This window comes from Yinghuangia soli (assembly GCF_021502675.1).
In the GTDB taxonomy this organism is placed as follows: Bacteria; Actinomycetota; Actinomycetes; order Streptomycetales; family Streptomycetaceae; genus Yinghuangia; species Yinghuangia soli.
The window spans coordinates 93,626-112,775 of the sequence record NZ_JAKFHA010000018.1 but is presented as its reverse complement, the minus strand read 5'-3'; the positions used below and the strand labels follow the sequence as shown (position 1 = coordinate 112,775).

The 19,150-nt window shown below is 71.0% G+C and carries 18 protein-coding genes and 1 pseudogene; 7 read left to right on the top strand and 12 right to left on the bottom strand.

Annotation, left to right across the window (positions count from 1 at the left end; translation table 11 throughout):
- Window positions 1–460: 460 nt before the first annotated feature.
- Window positions 461–889, bottom strand: a complete 429-nt coding sequence (locus tag LZ495_RS26750) for an ester cyclase (protein ID WP_235055450.1) — start codon at window positions 887–889, stop codon at window positions 461–463.
- Between the two features lie 226 nt (window positions 890–1,115).
- Here LZ495_RS26750 and LZ495_RS26745 point away from each other — a divergent pair.
- A pseudogene (locus LZ495_RS26745) lies at window positions 1,116–1,634 on the top strand (ArsR/SmtB family transcription factor); the annotation flags it as partial.
- Window positions 1,635–1,813: 179 nt separating this feature from the next.
- Window positions 1,814–3,151, top strand: coding sequence for an MFS transporter (locus LZ495_RS26740; protein WP_235055515.1), 1,338 nt, complete (start codon window positions 1,814–1,816; stop codon window positions 3,149–3,151).
- Between the two features lie 317 nt (window positions 3,152–3,468).
- Here the strand turns inward: LZ495_RS26740 and LZ495_RS26735 are convergent, their stop codons facing one another.
- Complete coding sequence (locus tag LZ495_RS26735; RefSeq protein ID WP_235055449.1) at window positions 3,469–4,272, bottom strand: hypothetical protein; 804 nt, start codon at window positions 4,270–4,272, stop codon at window positions 3,469–3,471.
- Window positions 4,273–4,434: 162 nt separating this feature from the next.
- A complete protein-coding gene (locus LZ495_RS26730) occupies window positions 4,435–5,259 on the bottom strand; it encodes an MBL fold metallo-hydrolase (RefSeq protein ID WP_235055448.1) in 825 nt (274 codons plus the stop codon).
- Window positions 5,260–5,389: 130 nt separating this feature from the next.
- Between LZ495_RS26730 and LZ495_RS26725 the strand changes: the two genes are divergently transcribed.
- Window positions 5,390–6,001 (top strand): helix-turn-helix domain-containing protein, encoded by a 612-nt coding sequence (locus tag LZ495_RS26725; RefSeq protein WP_235055447.1) that lies wholly within the window; start codon window positions 5,390–5,392, stop codon window positions 5,999–6,001.
- 432 nt (window positions 6,002–6,433) lie between these two features.
- Window positions 6,434–7,147, top strand: coding sequence for a hypothetical protein (locus LZ495_RS26720; RefSeq protein ID WP_235055446.1), 714 nt, complete (start codon window positions 6,434–6,436; stop codon window positions 7,145–7,147).
- Window positions 7,148–7,344: 197 nt separating this feature from the next.
- Here the strand turns inward: LZ495_RS26720 and LZ495_RS26715 are convergent, their stop codons facing one another.
- The 5 genes from LZ495_RS26715 to LZ495_RS26695 all read right to left on the bottom strand — a co-directional run bounded on the left by LZ495_RS26715 (window position 7,345) and on the right by LZ495_RS26695 (window position 11,651).
- Window positions 7,345–7,785, bottom strand: a complete 441-nt coding sequence (locus LZ495_RS26715; protein WP_235055445.1) for an SRPBCC family protein — start codon at window positions 7,783–7,785, stop codon at window positions 7,345–7,347.
- Window positions 7,786–7,964: 179 nt separating this feature from the next.
- A complete protein-coding gene (locus LZ495_RS26710; RefSeq protein WP_235055444.1) occupies window positions 7,965–8,303 on the bottom strand; it encodes an ArsR/SmtB family transcription factor in 339 nt (112 codons plus the stop codon).
- Window positions 8,300–8,761 (bottom strand): SRPBCC family protein, encoded by a 462-nt coding sequence (locus LZ495_RS26705; RefSeq protein WP_235055443.1) that lies wholly within the window; start codon window positions 8,759–8,761, stop codon window positions 8,300–8,302. The genes LZ495_RS26710 and LZ495_RS26705 overlap by 4 nt, the downstream gene beginning before the upstream one ends.
- 210 nt (window positions 8,762–8,971) lie before the next feature.
- A complete protein-coding gene (locus tag LZ495_RS26700) occupies window positions 8,972–9,694 on the bottom strand; it encodes an SMI1/KNR4 family protein (protein WP_235055442.1) in 723 nt (240 codons plus the stop codon).
- A gap of 646 nt (window positions 9,695–10,340) precedes the next feature.
- Window positions 10,341–11,651, bottom strand: coding sequence for a hypothetical protein (locus tag LZ495_RS26695; RefSeq protein WP_235055441.1), 1,311 nt, complete (start codon window positions 11,649–11,651; stop codon window positions 10,341–10,343).
- Window positions 11,652–11,913: 262 nt separating this feature from the next.
- Between LZ495_RS26695 and LZ495_RS26690 the strand changes: the two genes are divergently transcribed.
- Complete coding sequence (locus LZ495_RS26690; protein ID WP_235055440.1) at window positions 11,914–12,309, top strand: DUF4259 domain-containing protein; 396 nt, start codon at window positions 11,914–11,916, stop codon at window positions 12,307–12,309.
- Window positions 12,306–12,791, top strand: a complete 486-nt coding sequence (locus LZ495_RS26685) for a hypothetical protein (protein ID WP_235055439.1) — start codon at window positions 12,306–12,308, stop codon at window positions 12,789–12,791. Before LZ495_RS26690 ends, LZ495_RS26685 begins: the two co-directional genes overlap by 4 nt.
- 141 nt (window positions 12,792–12,932) lie before the next feature.
- Here LZ495_RS26685 and LZ495_RS26680 read toward each other — a convergent pair whose 3' ends face one another.
- Window positions 12,933–14,555: an SMI1/KNR4 family protein gene (locus LZ495_RS26680; protein WP_235055438.1), complete on the bottom strand. Its 1,623-nt coding sequence runs from the start codon at window positions 14,553–14,555 to the stop codon at window positions 12,933–12,935.
- Between the two features lie 709 nt (window positions 14,556–15,264).
- Here LZ495_RS26680 and LZ495_RS26675 point away from each other — a divergent pair.
- Window positions 15,265–15,900: a hypothetical protein gene (locus tag LZ495_RS26675; RefSeq protein ID WP_235055437.1), complete on the top strand. Its 636-nt coding sequence runs from the start codon at window positions 15,265–15,267 to the stop codon at window positions 15,898–15,900.
- A gap of 748 nt (window positions 15,901–16,648) precedes the next feature.
- Here the strand turns inward: LZ495_RS26675 and LZ495_RS26670 are convergent.
- The 3 genes from LZ495_RS26670 to LZ495_RS26660 all read right to left on the bottom strand — a co-directional run bounded on the left by LZ495_RS26670 (window position 16,649) and on the right by LZ495_RS26660 (window position 19,044).
- On the bottom strand, window positions 16,649–16,882 hold the full coding sequence (locus LZ495_RS26670) for a hypothetical protein (protein WP_235055436.1): 234 nt from the start codon (window positions 16,880–16,882) through the stop codon (window positions 16,649–16,651).
- 378 nt (window positions 16,883–17,260) lie between these two features.
- Window positions 17,261–18,433, bottom strand: a complete 1,173-nt coding sequence (locus LZ495_RS26665; RefSeq protein ID WP_235055514.1) for an MFS transporter — start codon at window positions 18,431–18,433, stop codon at window positions 17,261–17,263.
- A gap of 44 nt (window positions 18,434–18,477) precedes the next feature.
- Entirely contained in the window at window positions 18,478–19,044 is a 567-nt protein-coding gene (locus tag LZ495_RS26660; RefSeq protein WP_235055435.1) for a Chromate resistance protein ChrB, read from the bottom strand.
- Window positions 19,045–19,150: the final 106 nt, after the last annotated feature.

Here is a 19,150-nt window from a genome sequence, read left to right as displayed (position 1 = left end):
TGGGTGAATTGGCGGGTGGCTGGACGGTGCGGGGGAGGGTCGGTGGCGGCGATGCGGGCGGCGCCGGTTCTGCGTGGTGCGGGGAAGCGTGGACTCGATTCGGCATCGAACCAACCTTGTCTGGCACACCGTGCGGGCCTGACCGCCGCGGGCCAGTGAGCCTACGTGCTTGCTGCCGGACGGGCGGGGAGCCACGCCGAAGCGGTTGATTACATCATATATACGGGCGAAACGTCGGTCCGAACGTCGGCCAAGCGTGCGGGTCCGCGTGGGTGCGGAGGGCGTCCGCTCGGCGCTCGGCGTTCAGGTCGAACACGCGCGCTCGGGGTCCCGTACCGGCGCGACGGGCGCGGTGGTGTCGGCCGGGCTCGGTTGGAAGCGTCTGCAACCGGCCCGGCCCGGCTCAGCCCGGCTGCGCCCGGCCGCCCTCGGTCCGGGTTTGGCCCGGCAGTACTGAGCGTCAGCCCGCTGCAGGAGCGAGGCCGAGTTGTTCGAGGAAGGCCAGCTGGTCGAAGTAGAGCCGGTAGTCGACGATCCGGCCGTCCTCGGCGGTGGCGATGTCGCAGCCGTGGATGCGGATGGGCCTGCCGGTGGGTGCGAGGGTGGTGCCGTCCGGCATGGTCAGCGGGCCGGTGTTGGTGCCGTGGAGCCAGCCTTCGTCGACGGCGGTGTCGCCTGCCTCGTACCGGTGCTCGTGGTCGAATTCGCTGTCCGGTACGGCGACGGCGAAGCCGGCCATGTAGTCGGCGATCGCGTCGCGGCCGCGGAACTCGCCGTCCGGCGTGCTGGCCACTGCGTCCGGTGCGAAGCACTCCGCGATGGCGCCGGCGCTCCTGGTTGTCGTCATCGCCTCGGTGAGGCGGTCCATGGCCTCGCGTGCCTGTCCCATGACGTGCCTCCTGCGGTCAGGGTCGACCCCCGCTTTCCATGATCCGTCTCCGCGCAGCCGCGGACCAGAGGCAAGGCAGGCGTACGGGCAGGTTCCGCGCGCAATGCGGCCGGCCGCCGTCCTGGGCATGGCGGAATACCGCAAATGAGCGTGTTTCGGACCTTCGCTGCCGGCAAGTCCGCGCGTTCCCCTTGACCAATAGTCAAGAAGTCTTGACCATTGGCGCATGCCCACCGACGATCTCCCCGAGACGCTCCACGTCACCACGGACGAGCAGCTCCGCGCCGTCTCCAACCTCACGCGCCACCGGATCATGGCCGTGCTCCGCTTCGAGCCCGCCACGATCACGCAGATCGCCGACCGGGTGGGGCTCGCCAAGGGCAGCTCCAGCTACCACGTACGGCTGCTGGAGCGGGCCGGCCTGATCAAGGTCGTACGGACCCGGAAGGTACGCGGCGTCACCGAGCGGTACTACGCGATGGCCGCTCGGTCGATCGTCCTGCCGGATCCGGGCGAAGGCGGGCCCGACGTGCTGATGCGGCACGCGGTGGCGGACCTGGAGGCGGCGTCGGGGGACACCGCACGGCACGTGCGGATGGCGCATCTGCGGCTCACCGACGAGCAGTTCGCCGAACTCGGGACACGCCTGCAGGCCCTTGCGGACGAGTACCGGGCACTGTCCGACCCGGCGCTCCCGGACGTGTCGCTCGTCTTCGCCCTCTTCCACCCGGTACACCCGGTCCAGCCGACCACCCCGAGCGGTCCGGGCACCCCGGGCACCCCGGCATTTTTGCCCACGCACGCCGCAGAGGCCCGAGAAGCATCAGCAGCTGCCGAAGAAGCAACACGAGACGGAGCAGACCAAGCAGCTGCAGGCGACGATGCACCTGCAGGGGACGCCGAGTGACCCTGGACGCAGCCAAGCTGCCGACCGGCTTCGGGCGGCTGTGGACCGCGCAGACGATCTCCTCGCTCGGCGACGGCGTTTCGCACGCCGCGCTGCCGCTCCTCGCACTCGCGCTGACCCGGGACCCGATGGCGCTCGCGCTCGTCACCGCCGCCGGGACGCTGCCGTGGCTGCTCTTCGGCATCCTCGGCGGTGCCCTGGTGGACCGCTGGGACCGCCGCCGCACGATGTGGGTCGCGGACGCGGCGCGCGCGGTGCTGCTCGCGATACCCGCCCTGGCCGCCGTATTCGGTGTGCTGAGCATTCCGCTGCTCGCGGCCGTCGCGTTCCTCCTCGGCCTCGGCGGGCTCTTCTTCGACACGGCCGCCACCGCGTACCTGCCGGACCTGCTCGGCCGCGACCCGATGCTCCTGGAACGCGCCAACTCCCGCCTGCGCGGCGCCCAGACCGCCGCGTCCGGCTTCGCGGGACCCCCGGCGGGCAGCGCGCTGCTGGCGGCCGGGCGGTCGGTCCCGCTGGTCGCCGACGCCGTCTCCTTCGCGGTCTCCGCCGTGCTCGTACGCTCCCTGCCCCCGGTGCCCCGGCCCGTGCCGGAAGCCCGCGAGTCGCTGCTGCGGCAGGCGCGGGCAGGTGCGTCGTACGTGTTCCGGAACCGGCTGCTGCTCGGGCTCGCGCTGCGCCCGGCGGTCGGGAACGTCGCGTTCCTCGCCGTGGAGACCGTGCTCGCGCTGTTCGCGCACGAACGCCTGGGCATCGGCGCGTTCGGGTTCGGGCTGCTCCTCACCGCGGAAGCCGCCGGCGGCCTGCTCGGCGCGGGCGTCGCATCGTTCCTCGGCCGCCGCCTCGGCACCGGTACGGCACTCACCTGCACGGCCGCCGTCGAGGGCCTCGCCATCCTCGGCCTCGCCGCCGCCCCGAACGCCTACGCGGCCGGCCTCGCCCTCGCCGTCTGCGGCGCGGGCATGGGCGCCACCATGGTGCTCGGGCCCTCCCTGCGGCAGGCGATCGTCCCCGCCCACCTGATGGGCCGGGTCGCCTCGACGTCCCGCATGCTCGGCATGTGCGCAGCGCCGTTCGGCGCGTTCCTGGGCGGCTGGCTGGCCACCGCGTACGACGTGCGCACCCCGCTGTACGTCGCGGCCGGGCTGCTGCTCGCCATGACCGCCGTCACCGCGACGATGACGAGCAACCGCCGGGTCGAGGCAGCCCTCCGCGCGGCAACACCCGCCGCTGCCGCCCCGGCGGATAAGGCCGCCACCGCCCACGCCCCCGGCACCGCAACCGACCTGGAACCCGGTACTCCTGCCCTGCAAGGCGCCGCGTACGCGACCGCGCCTTCGACAGGCGAGCACTGAAAGAACACTGAACGAGAGCGGACCAAGAGCGGAACGCCCGTCGTAGAACGAGAGCTTCCTTCTGGGCCCCCGTCCCGTCGCTGCGCCGCGACTTCGCATGCCGCTGCCACCGCCAACGCTGCCGCTGCTTCCGCCCCTCTACCCCTGCAGCGTCCTGTCCGCCCGCCCGGTGCTCCGAAGGCAGGCAGGACCGCCGAGGCCCGTTTACCGGAGGAACACCTCGACTTCCTCACCCGAATTCCCCGACGACCACCTGTCGGATCTCCGCTGCAGATGCGAAGAGCGCATGCGCGTCCCGGGCTCGGAGGAGTCGCCTGTCAGCCGTGTCGCTGCCACCATCTCTTCTTCTTCTCAGGCGTCGGAGGAGTTTGCCCGGCGGCCTCGACGGCTGATGCGGCATCCGGTGCCAGGCGGCTCAAGGCGGTCCTGATGCGGTCGAACGTCGCAATCGGGTGGCGGCCGCCGCGGCCAGGGAGGACCGCCCCGACACAGACCAGCTTGAAGCTGTCGCCGCCGAGACTCACACCGATGAACACCGGTGCGCCGACGCAACCCTGCGGTACGTCACCGACCCAGACGACGCCGCCACGACGGGCACGGGCCACCGCACCGACTACGACGGCCTGTTCCCGTGCACCGTTCCCGGCCCCCACGTCATGGCCGAGTAGGTAGGCCGGCACCGGTTCCGCGCCGAGGGCGGCAATGTCGTCGTCCTTGGCCGCCATTCCGTCGGTGATCTCATCGGTGGTCCACTGCCACCCCTTGCGCTCACCGTGTTCGTGCAGCCCAGAGGTCGGCAGGACAGCCACTCCCAGGTCGCCAAGGTGGGTCCATCCGTCGGCGAACCCGGTCCAGATCAGCTTCTCCGCGCTCACCGCCGGCGCGCACAACTCGGGCCGCAGAGTGAACTCCGCGATCTCGACCCGTGTCGGCTCACCAGCGGTCACGAGGAACTGCCGGACCCTCTCCACCTCGGCGGTGGTCTCCACCAACTCGTTGAACCAGAAGGCGGTCGCGTACTGCTCATCCCGGTGTGCCCGCCGGAAGGGCAGCGTTGCACGGCCGGCATTGGCGACTATCGCATCGATGGTGGCGTGCTGAACACCAGTCAGGTTGGACACAGCGCGGAAGCCTAGCCAACGCTCGAACAGCCGCCCTGGCGGGCTGCCGCGAGCTCCCGGCGAGGCGGGCGTGTCGCCTGGACGGCCGTGCGCCGGTGGCCGTGCGCCGGTGGCCGAGCGCCGGTGGCCGAGCGGGCAAATCTCCGGGACAGCCCGGCTCGCTCAGCCGATCGGGGGTGCGAGGTACTCCAGCGCATAGCCCTCGCCGGAGGCGGCGGGCGTGATGCGGGCGATGCCGGGGGAGTCGAGGTGGGCGCCGGCCACGAAGTGGTCGGGGCGGGTCAGCTGTTCGAGGAGTGCTGCGCGGGCGGCGCGGGCCTGGGGCTGGTCGCCGTCGAACTCCCAGGACACGTCCGGCCGGTCGAACTGCAGTGTGGGCACGTGGACGGTGTCGCCCCAGACGAGGAGGCGGCCGGCGCCGGCAGCGATCTCGTACACGGTGTGGCCGGGAGTGTGGCCTGGTGCCGGGACCGCGGTGGCCCAGGCGTTGATCGCGGCCTTCTCCGAGACGGGGACGACCCGGTCGCGGAGCGGTGCCAGCCGCCCGGTGAACACCGAGGTGTCTCCCGCGCCGATCCACACGCGCTCGAGCTTCGCGAACGCCTCCGAGCCGTCCGGCGTGACCAGGCCGCTCACGTGGTCTTCGTGCCGGTGGGTGATGGCCACGTCGGTGATCTGCGCGCGGTCGATGCCGGCTTCGTCGAGTGCGTCGTAGATGAGTCCCATGGTGGGGTCGTGCCAGACGTCGGCCGCGCCGGTGTCGACGAGGAGCGACTGTGCGCCGTCGGTGACGAAGAAGGCGTTGACCGACAGGCGCAGGTTGCCGCCGACCAGCGGGACGGCGGTCGGCAGTTCGGCGAGCGGGCAGCCGCACGCGTCGCGGAGCCGCGTCGGCGGCATGTCGATGTAGCCGTCGCGCAGCGCGATGACCTGCAGATCGCCGAATGCGAACGCGGCGTGGTGGCGGCCGGTCGAGAGCAGACGCATGGAACCCCTCCGAGATGTCGACGAGATGTCGAGCACACAACGTGCTTCTCTCATAGTAGATCACGTCTTCTATAAGAGAAACCCTAAACTGTGCGCAGCGATACGACGACGACACCGACCGAGGAGCAGCGTGGCCGAGCAGGACGAGAACGCCGCCGAACCGCCGACGCACGGCGACGACCTGGCCGGCGCGTTCGGCCGCAACGTGCGGCGGCGCCGCGACGAAGCAGGCCTGACGCTGGAGCAGTTGTCCGAGCGGTCGTCGGTCAGCCGGGCCATGCTGTCCAAGGTCGAACGCGGCGAGAAGAGCCCGACGATCGGCATCGCGTCCCGGATCGCCCACGCCCTCGACGCGTCCCTCTCGGACCTCGTCGGCGCGCCGGCTGCAGCCGCGTCCGGCGTGGCCGTCGTCATGCGCAAGGACGAACGCCCCGTCTTCCGCGACCCGGAGACCGGCTTCGAGCGGCACATGGTGTCGGCGGCCCCCGGCGCGGGCGGCGCCGAACTGATCGTCCACTACCTGCCCGCGCAGGTCTCCATGGGCCTGCTGCCCGCGTACCCACCCGGCACGGAGAAGCAGGTCGTGGTGCTCAAGGGCACTCTCACCGTCGCGATCGGCGGGATCACCGAGACCCTGGACCCAGGCGACTCGCTGTTCTTCCAGGCCGACACCGACCACGGCTTCGCCAACCGCACGAACGCACCCTGCGAATACATCATGGTCATCACCCGCAGGATCTGACCGGCCGCGCGCGGGGCCCGCGAAGCCGGCCGAGCCTGGCCGACACGGAGAACACGTCGAACCTGTCTACGGGTGCGCACACTTCCCGTGAACCGGCGGCGGTCTGACGCCGTGCCCCTCGGCCGGGCGCCGACCGCCCTGCGCCCTGCGTGTGTACGGCGCCTCCGCCCAGCCTCGTTGCGCCTCCGGCGGGGGCGGCCTTGCCGCGCCCGCACACCATGGGGACCCTTATCGCGAATTGCCGCGGACGCGCGCGTACTCGCGCCTGATGACGGGGATTCACGTGCGCAGACCGAGTCCCGGCAGCCGACGGGCACGTGAGAGGCCGAGTGGCACCTGCGGGCGGGCCATCGGGTTTCGATGCGGTGTGCGGAACGGTGCCGGCCAAGAATTCCCTGGGTGCGGTCGCCTGCGGCCCGTACGCTGGGGCGCATGTCGACGGGATGGCTCTCGCGGAACCCCGGCGCCGCCGACGGTCTGCGTCCTCTCGGCGGCGCGGTCATCGCCCACCGATCGCCGGAGAACGCACCGATGACGCCCCCGCTCGCGGAACCGCCCGGCCACGCTGCGTACTTCGCCGTCGGTGCGTTCCCGCGATTCCTCGCCGACGACGCGCACGCCGTGGCCTCGGCCATGCCGCCGCCCGAGCACGCGCCTGCGGAGCCGTTCGTGGTCGACGTCCAGGGCGAAACCGTGGCGATCCCGTACCGCCTCTACTGCGACGAGCCGGATGCCGCCCTCCAGGCGTCGTTCTCGGAGCGACAGGCGATCATTCTCCACTGCCTCTACACCCGGCACCACGACGGCCGGGTACGCCAACGGCACCTCGCGCACGTCCTGCCCGTGGTCGAGCCGTGGGTGGTGCCGTTCGTCGTCCAACTGCTCGGCGAGTACGTGGTGCAGATCCAGAGCGCCGTCCAGGACGGACTGGGCGGTCTCGACACCCCCGGAACGCCGCAGCACGACGTCTACGGCTCCGTCCTCGCCGCGAACCGCGAGTTCCTGCACCTCACGCGCCAACGCGCGGCCAGCTACTGGGACTGCTACTACCGCGGCAGGTACCCCTGGGAGCACTATCCCGGGCGCATCGTCCTGGAGTCCCTGCGCGCCGCCGCGCGCCGCGCGCCGCGCGGCCGGTTGAGGTGACGGGGCAGAACGTCCGTTCAGCTTGGCGTGCGCTCTGCCCCGTCCGTACGTCCGCAGGCGGGCGTACGGACGCGGCAGACGCAGGCCAGTCGGGACCAGTCGGGACCACGCCGGGGCCGAAGTCCCGGTGGCGCAGGCGGCTTCCCCGTCGTCCGCGCCACCGGGCCCCTACGCGGCCCAGCGCGGTCCCGTCCCGGCTAGTTCCAGTCGCTGATGGTGTAGTCGTGCGGCGCGGGGTCCCCCTTGCCGGTCTCGACGAGCTTCTTCAGGCTGATCATGTAGATCGCCCACTTGGTGCTGCAGTGGTGCATGAACTCGGCGGCTTCACGCCAGCCTTCGTGCTTGAACAGCACGATGGTGTAGTCGCCGGAGGTGGAGAGGCCGAAGACGATATGCGTGCCGATCCACTCCTTGGGGCCTTGGACGACCTCCCAGCGCACGAGCTCGCCGGGGCGGGTGTCCAGGACCTTCAGGTCGAGTCCGCCGGGGATGGAGCTGAAGCGGATGACGCCGCCGGCGGACGCATCGCCGGTGGCGTCGTCCGTCCACCAGCCGGTCAGGCCGTCGATCGTGGTCAGTGCCGTGTAGACGGCGTCAGGGGCGGCGACCACGCCTACGCGGTGCAGGATGTCGGGCATTGCGGTGACCTCTCTCGTGCGTTGCGGTGAATGGTGCGTGCATGGGGGAGTCCGGCTCCGGGCGTGCCGGGATGGCGCCGCCGCTGGTGCGGTGGCGCTGCGTTGCATCCGGCGTCGGCCTGTTGCAGGAGAACCCGGGGCTGGGGGCCTGGGGCGATCCGGGGTAGCCGAGGCGAGTGTCAGGTCTCCTGGCTGCGCTGGATGGCCTCGGCGATGCGCTTGATGCGCTGGAGGCGGGCGTCCCACGTCGCGCCCACGGCCGACAGCTGTGCGACGGCGCGGGCGAGTTGGGCTTCGTCGACGTGGTAGAGGCGTTCGCGTCCGGACGGGGTGGCGCGTACGAGGCCGGCCCGGTCGAGCACCCCGAGGTGCTTGGCGACGGCCTGCCGGGTCACCGGGAGGTGGGCGCTGAGCGTGGTGGCGGTGCCGCCGCCGTCGGCCAGGAGCCGGTCGAGCATGCGGCGCCGTATCGGGTCGCCGATGGCCGACCACAGTTCGTCGTCGATGGCGGCGGTCACGGCGCGGACACCAGGCGCTCGGCGTACGCGACCAGGCGGGGGAGGAAGAAGTTCCAGCCGTCGACGTGCTCCCGGTACGCCTCTTCCAGTACGGCCGCTTCCCAGCCCTTCTCGCGGAAGCCCTCCTCGGTGAAGCGGACGAGCGTGCCGGTGCCGGAGGGCTCCAAGTCGAAGGTGACGAGGAGCGAGTTGGTGGGCGTCGCGGCCTCGTCTTCGTAGACCCAACGGAAGGAGAAGCGGCGCGGCGGGTCGGCCTCGACGACGGTGATCGGTGCGATGACGGCGTCGGGGGCGCCCTTCGTGCCGAAGGTGATGACCCCGGTGCCGCCGGGTACGGGATCGAGCTCGGCGTCGTCGGGCCACCATTCGCGGAGGTGTTCGGGCGTACTGATCACCTGGTAGACCACTTCGGGTGTGGCATCGATGTGGATCTCCCGCGCGATGCTGCCGTACTCCATCGGGCCCGCCTCCTCATGCAACCTTGGGTTGCCTATGACGCTAGATCAGTCCCCCAAGATGCGCAACCTTTGGTTGCTTGTCTTGGGATACGCCAGTCCTCAGAGGCTGCACGCCCAGGCAGAGCCACGTCAGGCGGCCGCCAGTCCGACGGTCCGCGGGTTCGCGCATCGGCATCCGGCTTCCGGCAATCGGCGGCCGCCGGCAAAAGGTCAGCCACGGAAGTCCCATTCAAGGACGCGATGGCCCTCCGCCGTGGTCGCAGCCGAGGGCCAGTGGCCGCGGAACGAACCGCCGCTCTCCCACGCGTCCGCGAGGACGCCGAAGAGGTGCGCGAGGTCGACCGCCCAGAACTCCGGCATGCCGCCGTTCCCGAAATCGATCTCGAAGACCTGGCCGTGGCACGGACCGGGATGGTGGTCGACGAACATCACGGCACCCGTGACCGTGTCGGAGATCGGCACCCAGAACGCGACGTGCCCCTCGGGGTAGTCGTGGACTCCTGCGTCGGCGAACTCGGCGAACTCGGCGAACTCGGCGAACTCGTCGTCCGCATCGACATCGGCGGCCAGTTCGGCCACGCCAGGCTGACCGAGCTCCTCGGCCAGGTCCCTGGTGCGCTCGGACGCACTCGCGATCGCGTCGACGTCGCTCAGCCGGTGGCCGAACGGCAGGAATCCACCGCCCGATGTGTACGGGGGACCTCCTGCAACCGGGCCGGCGCCATTGTGCAGGGACAGCAGGACGGCCAACTGGGGGTGAGGCGCGAAGCCGAGCCCGGCCTCCAGCGCAGCCAGTTGTCCGGGCGTCGCTCCGGGGCGGAGCGTGGCATGACTGTCGGGGGCATGCGTGCGAAGGAGGCCGGCGAAGCGCCTCCACACACCCTGGATTCGCTCGGGAGCGTCGGCATCGGGATGCGGTCGGGGGTCGAGCATGCGAACGAGGCTAAGGCGCCTGCCTGACAGCCGGTCCGAGCGGCTCAGGCTGCGGGCCGCTAACGCGCTCGACCCCCGCCGCATCTTCGCCGACGCCGAACCGGGATGGTGCGACCGGCCCCTCGGCGGCTACTGCGTCACCGTGCTGATCGGGTGGTCGTACGAGGTGGGGCAGGTGTAGATCTGCATGCCGTAGCTGCGCCCGATCTCGACCCTGGTCGGCATGTGCGGGTAGCGATGGCCCGCTTGGTCCTCGTCGTCGGGACGTCGCTCACCCGGAAGTTCGCCGCGTACCCGAACACCACCAACAGCACCAGCGGCAAGGCAACGATCATCGCCATCGTGCGGCGGTCCCGCCGCAACTCCAAGAACTCCTTGAGGATCATCGCCCACACAGGGGCCACCCGCCTTGTCCGCCGGGCCCGCGCACACGGGCGACCACCAGAATGCATATTCCAGAGAAAATCGTGCACTCCAGACCTAGCGCATGCCGCAGTCCGGGCAGCGCAGGCACGGCCTGCAAGTAAAAACGCCATCCGGCCCAGCCCCGCCGGAGACCGTACGAAGGCACCAGGGAACCCGCCCCGGGCGCGGGCATTGCTGACTCCTGCAAGCCGGCGGGCAGTAGTTGCTTCGATGTCCGCAATCAGATTCGGTACGCGCCCGCCGGCAGTGTGCGGCTGGTGGCGTACGGAGTCAGCGCCAGCACGCCCGTGCCACGCATGAGTGTGTCTGCTCCGATGGCGAGCGGGCTGACTCCGTACGCGGCGGCGATCCGCGGCGCCAGATCGAAAGCCGCCCACTTCCATTCGTCCTCGGCGTCCTGCTCCTCTTCGGCCGTGTCCCAGTCGGATGCGAGGCCCAGTTCCGCGCGGCGAAGGCGTTCCAGCGGCAGCGGTTCCCCGAGGGTCAGCAACTCGTCGTCGCCCTTGCCGGTCTCGCAGTACCGGCGCACGACGACGCCGTCCTCGGCGAGGAGCCAGGCCGAACCGTCGCCTTGCGCCCCGTAGTAGTACGCCTGGGCCCGGCCGTAGCGGGAGCTGAGCAGCCCGCACAGGCGCAGGACGTCGTCGCAGCGGTCCGGATCGCACGGGTCGCACCAACGGCCCATCACGAACGTCCAGCCGTCGAGCTCGGGTGTCACGAACACCCGGTCGAAGCAGTCGTGGTCGGCGTCGAGGCGGCCGTGCGCGTCGCTGTCGACAACGTCGTTGCCCAGGGTGAACGTCACCTGCCGCGGCCCAGCCAGCCCCAGCGCGGCGATGATGCCCGCCTGGTCGCCGGACGGTATGGCCAGCCAGTGCATCCAGCACGCGTCCGGGGCGACCGGCCGGTCGCCGATCAGCTTGATCCTGAGCAGCCGTTCGACCGCCGCCCGGTCGCGGTCCGACAGCGCGGACTCCCCGCCGATGTCCGCGAGGACCGCCAGCGCCCGGGACCGCAGCCGGCCCGGGCCGTCGCGGCGGACCCGTCGGAGCACGACGGCGTCGCCCACGAGCATGAGGACCGTTCCGGCGGCCTCGGCGACTTCGGCATCCCGGTCGCCCAGCAGCGGCAGTAGCGCCCCGGCCGCCGGCAGCGCATCCGGCCCGCACGACCGGATACCGCCGACGGCGGCGTGCCGGACGTGGGCATCCGGATGGGACAGAGCCGCGGTGTACCGGCTGAGGGCAGCGGTGCCGTAGTCGCAGTACGCCCGGCCGATGCGTCGACGCGCTCCTGGGTTCCGCGCGGCGACGAGGGCCTCGAAGACCATGTCGAACGTACCCATGCCGATGCCGCGGAGCACGGCGCCGGCGACGTACGACGGCACCGGTGACGACTCGTCGACGAGTTCCCGCAAGACGGCCGGGGCGGCCTCGGCCCCTGCAGCGACCAGTGCCGCAGAGGCAGCCGGGCGCCGCTCGGCGACGGCGAGGTCACGTACGAGCTCGTCAAGGTACTCAGCCGCCGCCATGACTCTCTCTTCGGTACGTCCGGTCCCCGCCCGCGCCCACCATGGCGCAGCGCACCGACAAGCTGGTCGCCGATTCCCCTCGATCCCACACACGCGGGTCGCGTCGGCCGAGGTCGCTGCTCCGCATCGGCAATCCCCGTTCCGCCGTTTTGCGATGCCGGCGCATGTGCAAGGTCCCGGCTGGCCGGGCCCTCCCAGGGCTGCGTCGAACGCCAACGGTACGGTCCGGTGTCAGCAGAGTGATCCAGAAGGGGGACAAGCAATGGGCACATGGGGCACGGGCCCGTTCGACCGCGACAGCGTCGGGGACTTCGTCGACGCGGTTGGCGCCTGCGATTCAGCGGCTGCGACGGCGCTGGTGCACGCAGCCTTGGAATGTGTTGCGACCGGGCCCGGGCGGCACTACGGCGGCGAGGCGGTGGCCGCTGCGGCGCTGCTCGCGATACAACTGCCCGGCGGAGGCGCGTACACCGGCAACGAGGACGGACTGCCCGCGCTGCCCGCGTTCCCGGCCGAGCTGCCTGGCTTGGCCATGGACGCGCTGGAGGTGGTCTTGCATGGCGGATGCGACGTCTCGTCCGGCTGGGTCGACCCCGCTGACGAGGCCCAGTGGCGTGCCGGTGTCATCCGCATCCGCTCCGTTCCGGCCGCAGCGTGAAGTCCGCCGACGTACCCGATAGGCAGGCCGTCACACAGGCCGCCGCGGTGCTCTCCGCGCAGTTGGGCCTCCAGGACGCCCATGACCGACCGCCGTCGGCAACGTTCGTGTGGCAGGGGTATCTGCGCTACGCCGGTTCCCGGTTCGCCACGCCGCCGACGCCGGACGCCGACGGCCTGCTGTTCCAGTTCGGTACCTGGGCGTTCGACGGACCGCGGATGTTCAGTGTGGACTTCTGCCGCCAGTTCGAGATCGTCGGCGAGGACGGCGAGTTCGAGCACTACGTCCAGGTCCACTGCGAACTGATCTACCCGGCGGATCCCGAACTGGACGCGCTCGGGGGCTTCAACTCGTGGTTCTTCCACGACAGCGGCGATGACCTGGAAGCGTGGGCCGCAGCCATCGGCAGCCACCAGGTGTGGTCTGCCCTCGACACGCGCCGGCCGTCGTCCCTCCGCGTCTGGGAGGACGACGCCTGCTGACGTTGCCTCCCGTGCGGCGGCGCCATGTCATGGTGTGTCGTGCGTCGCGGTCCGGCTGTCTCCGGCTGCAGGCCCGCTCGGGGATCCGCACCATGCGGTGCCTGGGGCGAACTGCCGAGCCACCGCGTAGTGCGGATCCCGTCACCTGTCGGCCGTTCCCAGATTGCCGGCTGCGCGGACGGCGTCCGGGCTGTCCAGGCCGAGAAGGCTCGACCAGGCCAGCGCCTCGTCGAACAGGGCATCATCGTCGGCCAACCGGACTGCGGCGAGCTTCGGCGGTACCAGCCCCTGGCCCAGCAGCGCGGCCCACTGCTCCCGGTTCAGGGCCAGGTAGCGAAGCCCTGTCAGGTAGGACAGCACCGTCAGGTCGAGCACCTCGGCACGCGCGAGGTCCACGGCCCGCAGACCGGGAATGGTGCACAGCGGCGCGATGTTGATCGGGTCGGCGGCCGCCAACTCCAAGGCCGCGAGGTGGCGGTGGCCTGCGAGCGGAGCCAGGTCGCCGCCGTCCAGGGTGACGCGCAGCGCCTCGACCGGCAGCCCACGCAGGGGCGACAGGTCGGCGGTCGCGCTCCGGTTGAGATGGAGCCGCCGCAGACCGGGAGCTGCCGTGAGCGGCGCGAGGTCGACGAGGCCGGCATCGTTGATGTGGATCGCCTGAAGGGTGGACGGGACGTCGTCGGGGATCGCACCGACGACCTCGCGCGGGCCGCCGACCGGGTCCGGCTCCGGCAGCGTGAGGTAGGCCCCCTGCTGCTCGTCGTCACCGCCGTCCAGCTCGTACTCCGTCTCCTCCAGTGCCTCCAGGTGGTGGCCGAGCAGTGAGGTGACCGAGTCCGCGACGTACGTAGGGCCGTCCCGGTAGTCCCGGCCTATGCGGATGACCTGACCGGGGCGGCCGTCGCGTGCCGGGGCCATGTCCACTGCCAGGTAGTTGCCGTCCTCGCCGCTGGCGAACGGCAACCAGCCCGGGTGTCCGCCGCAGCGCCGGACGGTCTCCGGCGGATCGGCGTCGAAGACCACGTGGTCCCAGTCCATCTCCCAGCCGAACCAGTTCGGTTCGCGCAGATCGGTGTTCGCCGCCACGAGGTCTGCCAGCCGGAGCCAGGCGTAGTCGGCGAGGACGTAGTGGTGCTTGTGGTCTATGCCGTCGCCGTCGGCGATCAGGTACAGCGCTCGCAAGTCGGCGGGCAGGGCCCGGCCCATCCCGTGCTCGGCGTCGTCGATTTCCGCAGCAGAGGCAGCCGGAGGAAGCGGCTCGGGCCGCCCGAGGATCTGCTGCCGCTGCTCCATGTACTGGTGGAAGCGCGCCGCCGCAAGGTGCGGGTCGCCGAGTGGCTGGGCCGTGCCCTCCTCCTGTTCGGCGCCTGGCTGCACGAGCCGGTGGCCGGGGTCCAGAACGGCGAGGAAACCGCCGCCTCGTCCGCGCAGACTGGTGACCGCGTCCGTGGCCGCGACCATCCGGTACCGTCCGGACGGGCGGCACTCGATCTCGATGCTGACGCGTTCCCAGCCGCGGGCCTCACGCAACGCCGCGGCGAGGGCGTCGAGTTCCGTGAAGGGACTGGGGATGAAGTGGCCCCACGGAGGGCTGTCAGGAGCGGAGTAGTTACCGGCTGCGGAGACGCTTCGGTAGTCGGCGGTGCGGGTCAGAATCGCCCGCGTCCAACCCGTAGGCGCATGCGCGACGATCGCTTCGGCGAGTTGCTGCGCCGCGTGTTCCACCATGTCCGGCCCCCATCCCTTCGCGCGGTCGATCATCATCGCAGTGAACGGTGACAGGCCAACGGCACGGCTCCGTCGTGGAGGCGGCCCGGCAGTCGACACCGGGTCCTGGCGCGCGTCCCTCCGGAACGACCCTGAATTCGACGTGATACGGCCAAAGGGACAAGAGCATTACGCGACCGCCGCGGTGGTCGGAGCCCGGCCCCGAACCGGTCCTCATCCGGGCGCCGTCGACGATGGGCGCATCAGCCGACAGGGCGCAGTGGCTTCGGGTGCTGCCCGTCCGCCGGACTCCCGGACGCATGAACCCTGCAGACCGCCGGCTGCCCGAGTCCGGAGTCCGCTCCCTCTGGTTCGATGTGTTCTCCCGACGTATCAGGAGCTTGTCCATGTCCCGCACCACGCCGCCGCGCCCGCTCGACGTCACGGCCGTGTTCCCGGAACTGAGTCCGCTCGCACGCACGACGACGCGCCTGCACCCTCGGCCGGGCACCCCGACGGTGCGCGAGAGTTCCGTGGGTGGGCCGCTGCTGTGGCCGGCGGACGAGCCGTGGCCGGTGTGCCCTGAGACGCACGGGCCTTCCTCCAGGAACCGCCAGTCCCTCGGCGGCGTACGCCGCAGCCGTGAAATCCGCAATCAAGCCTGGGCTCGGGGCCTGCCGCAGGGCACCGCCGGTTCACCGCTGACGAGCGGGCCGAGCTCGACCGCATCGACGCGGGCCATCCATCCGACCAGGTCGATGCCGCTGTGCCCCTCCTGCCCGTCGCCCAGTTGTACGCGCGTGACACTCCCGGCCTGGACGGCCCCCTCGGGTGCGACCTGCTCCAGGTGCTGTGGTGCCCCTTCGAGCACGGCGAAGAGGCCCTGCCGGGTGTGCAGTTGCGCTGGAGGCGCGCGGACGACGTGGCCGCTGTGCTGACCGATCCGCCGGCGCCGTTCCTCGTCGAGCACGACGAGTACGTCCCCGAGCCGTGCGTCGTCCACCCCGAGCAGGTCCGCGAGTACCCCGCACCGCACGAGCTCTCCCGCGAACTCCGTGAGCGGGTCGGCGTGTGGGAGGAGAGCGTGGGCCTGGTCTACCAGTACGAGCTCGGTGTCGCGACGGGCTGGAAGCTCGGCGGCTGGGGCCCGTGGAGCTTCCGCGACCCCTCGCCGGAGGTCTGCGGGGTCTGCGACGCCGTCATGCTTCCCTTCCTCTACGTCGACAGCACCGAATGGGACGGCAACGACAGCTGGCGCCCGCTCGAAGACGCCGACGAGCGCCAGGTGGACGATCGCCCCGCGTACATGCCGACGATGGTCGAAATCGGCCGCACACACGGGATGCAGATCTACACCTGTCCCAATTCGCACGACCACCCGCTCAGTACGGTGACGCAGTAGTCGGCAAGACGTCGGTCGCACGCACTACTCCGGTGCGGCGTCGGCAAGGGCGCGGTACGGCCAGGCAACCGAAGGCGCCTTGCGTACATCGGTACAGCAGTCAGCGGTACGCGCTCGGGTACGCACTTGGCTCGACCGATGGCCCAAGCCGCTCACCTGTTGCTCGAAGTCGACGCCATGACCAACTCGGCAGACGGCTCCGCTGACGACTCGTTCATGGCAGCCGTGCCCGGGGCGGGCGTCAGCGTGGGTGGCGGCCGGGTTCCTTATTGTCGAGTAGCCGATTGAGGCGCCGGATCTCGGCGAACGAGCGCGGGATGTCCGCGTGGGCACTGCGGCGGGCATCCGGGCGTGATGGTCGGGATCCGTCGGGCACCTCATCGTCGTGCCATTAACGAATTACCGGTAACTCCATGCTGATAAAGGGTTCTTGGGCCGGAAAATCGGATCTTTCGGCTATTCGGGATGCCTGTCTGAGGTACAACACAATTCCCGCTATGTTGCTTGTTTCGTAATCGCACGACTGGGCGAGCTTCGTAGTTACGCAAGTGAGGGCCCGTGCGCGGTAGTCGCCTCAAGCGCTGGACCACCTCGGCTGGCGGCTGTAGGGCGATGCGTCTGGACGCCAAGGCAGGGCAGGCACGGAGGCTGGGATGTGGGCACCGGGCTCGGTGTACGGGCCGGGCAGCGCTTCGCGGCCGGCGGCGGCCGGGGCGCGGGAGCCGTCAGCGCGCGGGCGTGGCGTACATCAGTGGCCGCTCTTGCCGGACAGGTAGATGGCCAGCCAGATCACGCCGCCGATGATGTGCGTGGCGAAGAAGAACACGAACATCCAGCGCAGGATGCCCCGTTCGATGTCCCGCTGCGACTCTCCCCGGCGTACTGGAGGCTCCGGCAGCGGGGTCGGCCTGGCAGTCGGGTCCGCCGGGACTGCGTCCGAGGGCGCAGTCGGTGGCGGAGGTGCGTCGGCGTCGAGGGGCATCCGTCCATTGAACACCGTCGATACGGGTGCTCAGGCCGCGCCAATCCGTCCCAGTCGGCGCTAAACGGCCCGGTCTGGTGACTGCAAGCCGCCAAGCTGGTGAAGAAGCGGTCGTCTGGGGCGCATGGTGCTTGCGTGCACCATGAGGGCGTAGTTCTTAGAATCGATCTGGGTCAAATATTACTGACAGGTAGGATCGAGCTTCTCCGAGCGCGCTGCCTCGCCGACCAGGCCCGTGCCGATAGCCGCCGAACTCCCTGAAGAACAGGTCGCCGACGGCGCAGAGGTCTGCGGTCCGGTGTCCTCTCCCGGCTCCCGAACCGGATGGGCCAAGGCAGCAGCGAAACAGAGCGGACGGCGGGTCGGGTGTGCGCAGGATCAGCCTGCCGGCGTGCGGGGTTTGCCGTCCGGTTGCGGGGACGGGCGGTTTCGGTGGAGCAGCAGCGCCACGAGCGGGCCTGCGGCGATCACGGCGGCGAGTGCTGCGTAGCCGATGGTCAGAGTCGAGAGGGTCGCGACGCCGGCGACCAACAAGGGGCCTCCGGCGTCGCCGAGTTCGCGGCCGAGTTCGGCTGATCCCATGGTCTGGCCCATGCGTTCCTCCGGGGTGGAGGCGGCCAGGGCGGCGAAGCCCAGCGGGGTGATCAGGCCCGTCCCGGTGCCGATGAGCGCAGCGGCCAGCAGGATTCCGGTCAGGCCGGGAAGTGTGGCGGCGGCAAGGCCGGCGGCCGTGGCGAGGAGGCCGGTGAGCAGTCCGGTACGGGTGGACAGGCGTCCCGCGTCGAGCGCGCGTCCGGTTCGCGGCTGGACGACGGCGGCTGTGGCGGCCAAGAGGGAGACCGCGGCGCCGGTGGCCACGGTGCCGAGCCCGGCGGCGGACCCGGACACCGGCAGGAACCCGACGCCCACCGAGAGCGCGGCGGTCGCCGCGGCGAGCGCCGCGGTCGGGACGAGGAAGCTCCGGTCCGCGAGCCGGCGGGCGAGGTCGGCCACGGTCTGGCGCTTACGCGGCAGCGGCGGGACGACGGGTACGGCGAGCGCAGCCCACAGCGCAACCGCCGCCGCGCACACGGCCATCACCGTGAACAGCAGCCGCAGTCCGCCCGCCCACACCAGGACGCCGCCGAGCAGCGGGCCGAGGGTGTAGCCGATGGACTTGTAGAAGCCGTAGCCGCCGAACGCACTCCCGCGCTTCGCCGCCGGGTTGAGGCGGGCGACCATCGCGGACGCCGACGGGGAGAACGCGGACGCCGCCGCGCCCTGCCCGAGGCGCGCGGCCCACAGCCAGCCGGGGCTGTCGGCGATGGCGTACAGCGCAGAGGCGCAGGCGAAGGCGACAAGGCCGCCGAGTAGGACCGGCTTCGCGCCGATCCGGTCGGCGAGCGAGCCGAAGACGGGCTTGAGGAGGACTTCGGCGCCGTCGTACAGAGCGAGGAGTCCGCCGAGCACGAGGAGGGAGGTGACGGCGTCCTCGGAGAAGCCGCCGAGGTTGGCGGCGATGCCGTGCGCGCCGAAGGCGGTGGTGAAGCCGGCTGCGTACAGCGGCCACATGGCCCGCCGCGGGGCGGCGGTGACCGGGGCCGTGGGCGTGGCGGTCACGACGGCTCCTGGTCGGTGGCGTGCAGCGCGGCGAAGACGCGTTCCGCGTAGTCCTCGCAGACGGCGGCGCAGTGCTTGAGGCGCTCGCCGGCTTCCGCGGCCTCGGGGGCACCGAAGACGTCGCGGGCGGTGAGGTCGCGGTGCCAGCGCCGCAGCCGCTCCAGGCTCTGCTCCTCTTCTTCGAGCTCGGCCAGGGTGAACTTCGCGATGCGGATCTCCTTCGCGATCTCCGCCTCGAACTTGCCGCAGTCCGCCAGGAATTCGGCCCAGTCGGCGGAGCGTGCCGCGGTGAACATGTCGCGGAAGAGTGCGGCGTCCTGCTCGGACCGGCCGGCGGCCTGGAGTGTGAGGCCCTGGCCGCCGGCCGCGCCGGTGAGGGCGAGGGCGCGCTTCACTCCGGAAGCAAAGACGGGTACGTCCGGTACGGCCCAGATGCCCTGGCCGAGCGAGAGGGCGCCGATCTTGCGCAACTCCCGCCACACCGCGACGCGGTGCCGGGACGGGTCGGCAGGCAGCTTGATCACCAGGATCAGCCACCGGACGTCGGAGTCAGTGCTTGTCACGCAACAGAATGTAGCAGCCGTTACATCAGGGAGCGCGTCATGGGCGTCGCGCCGTGGTGTCCGTACGGCGAGGGGAAGACAGTGAGGCCCTTCAACCGTCCCTCAA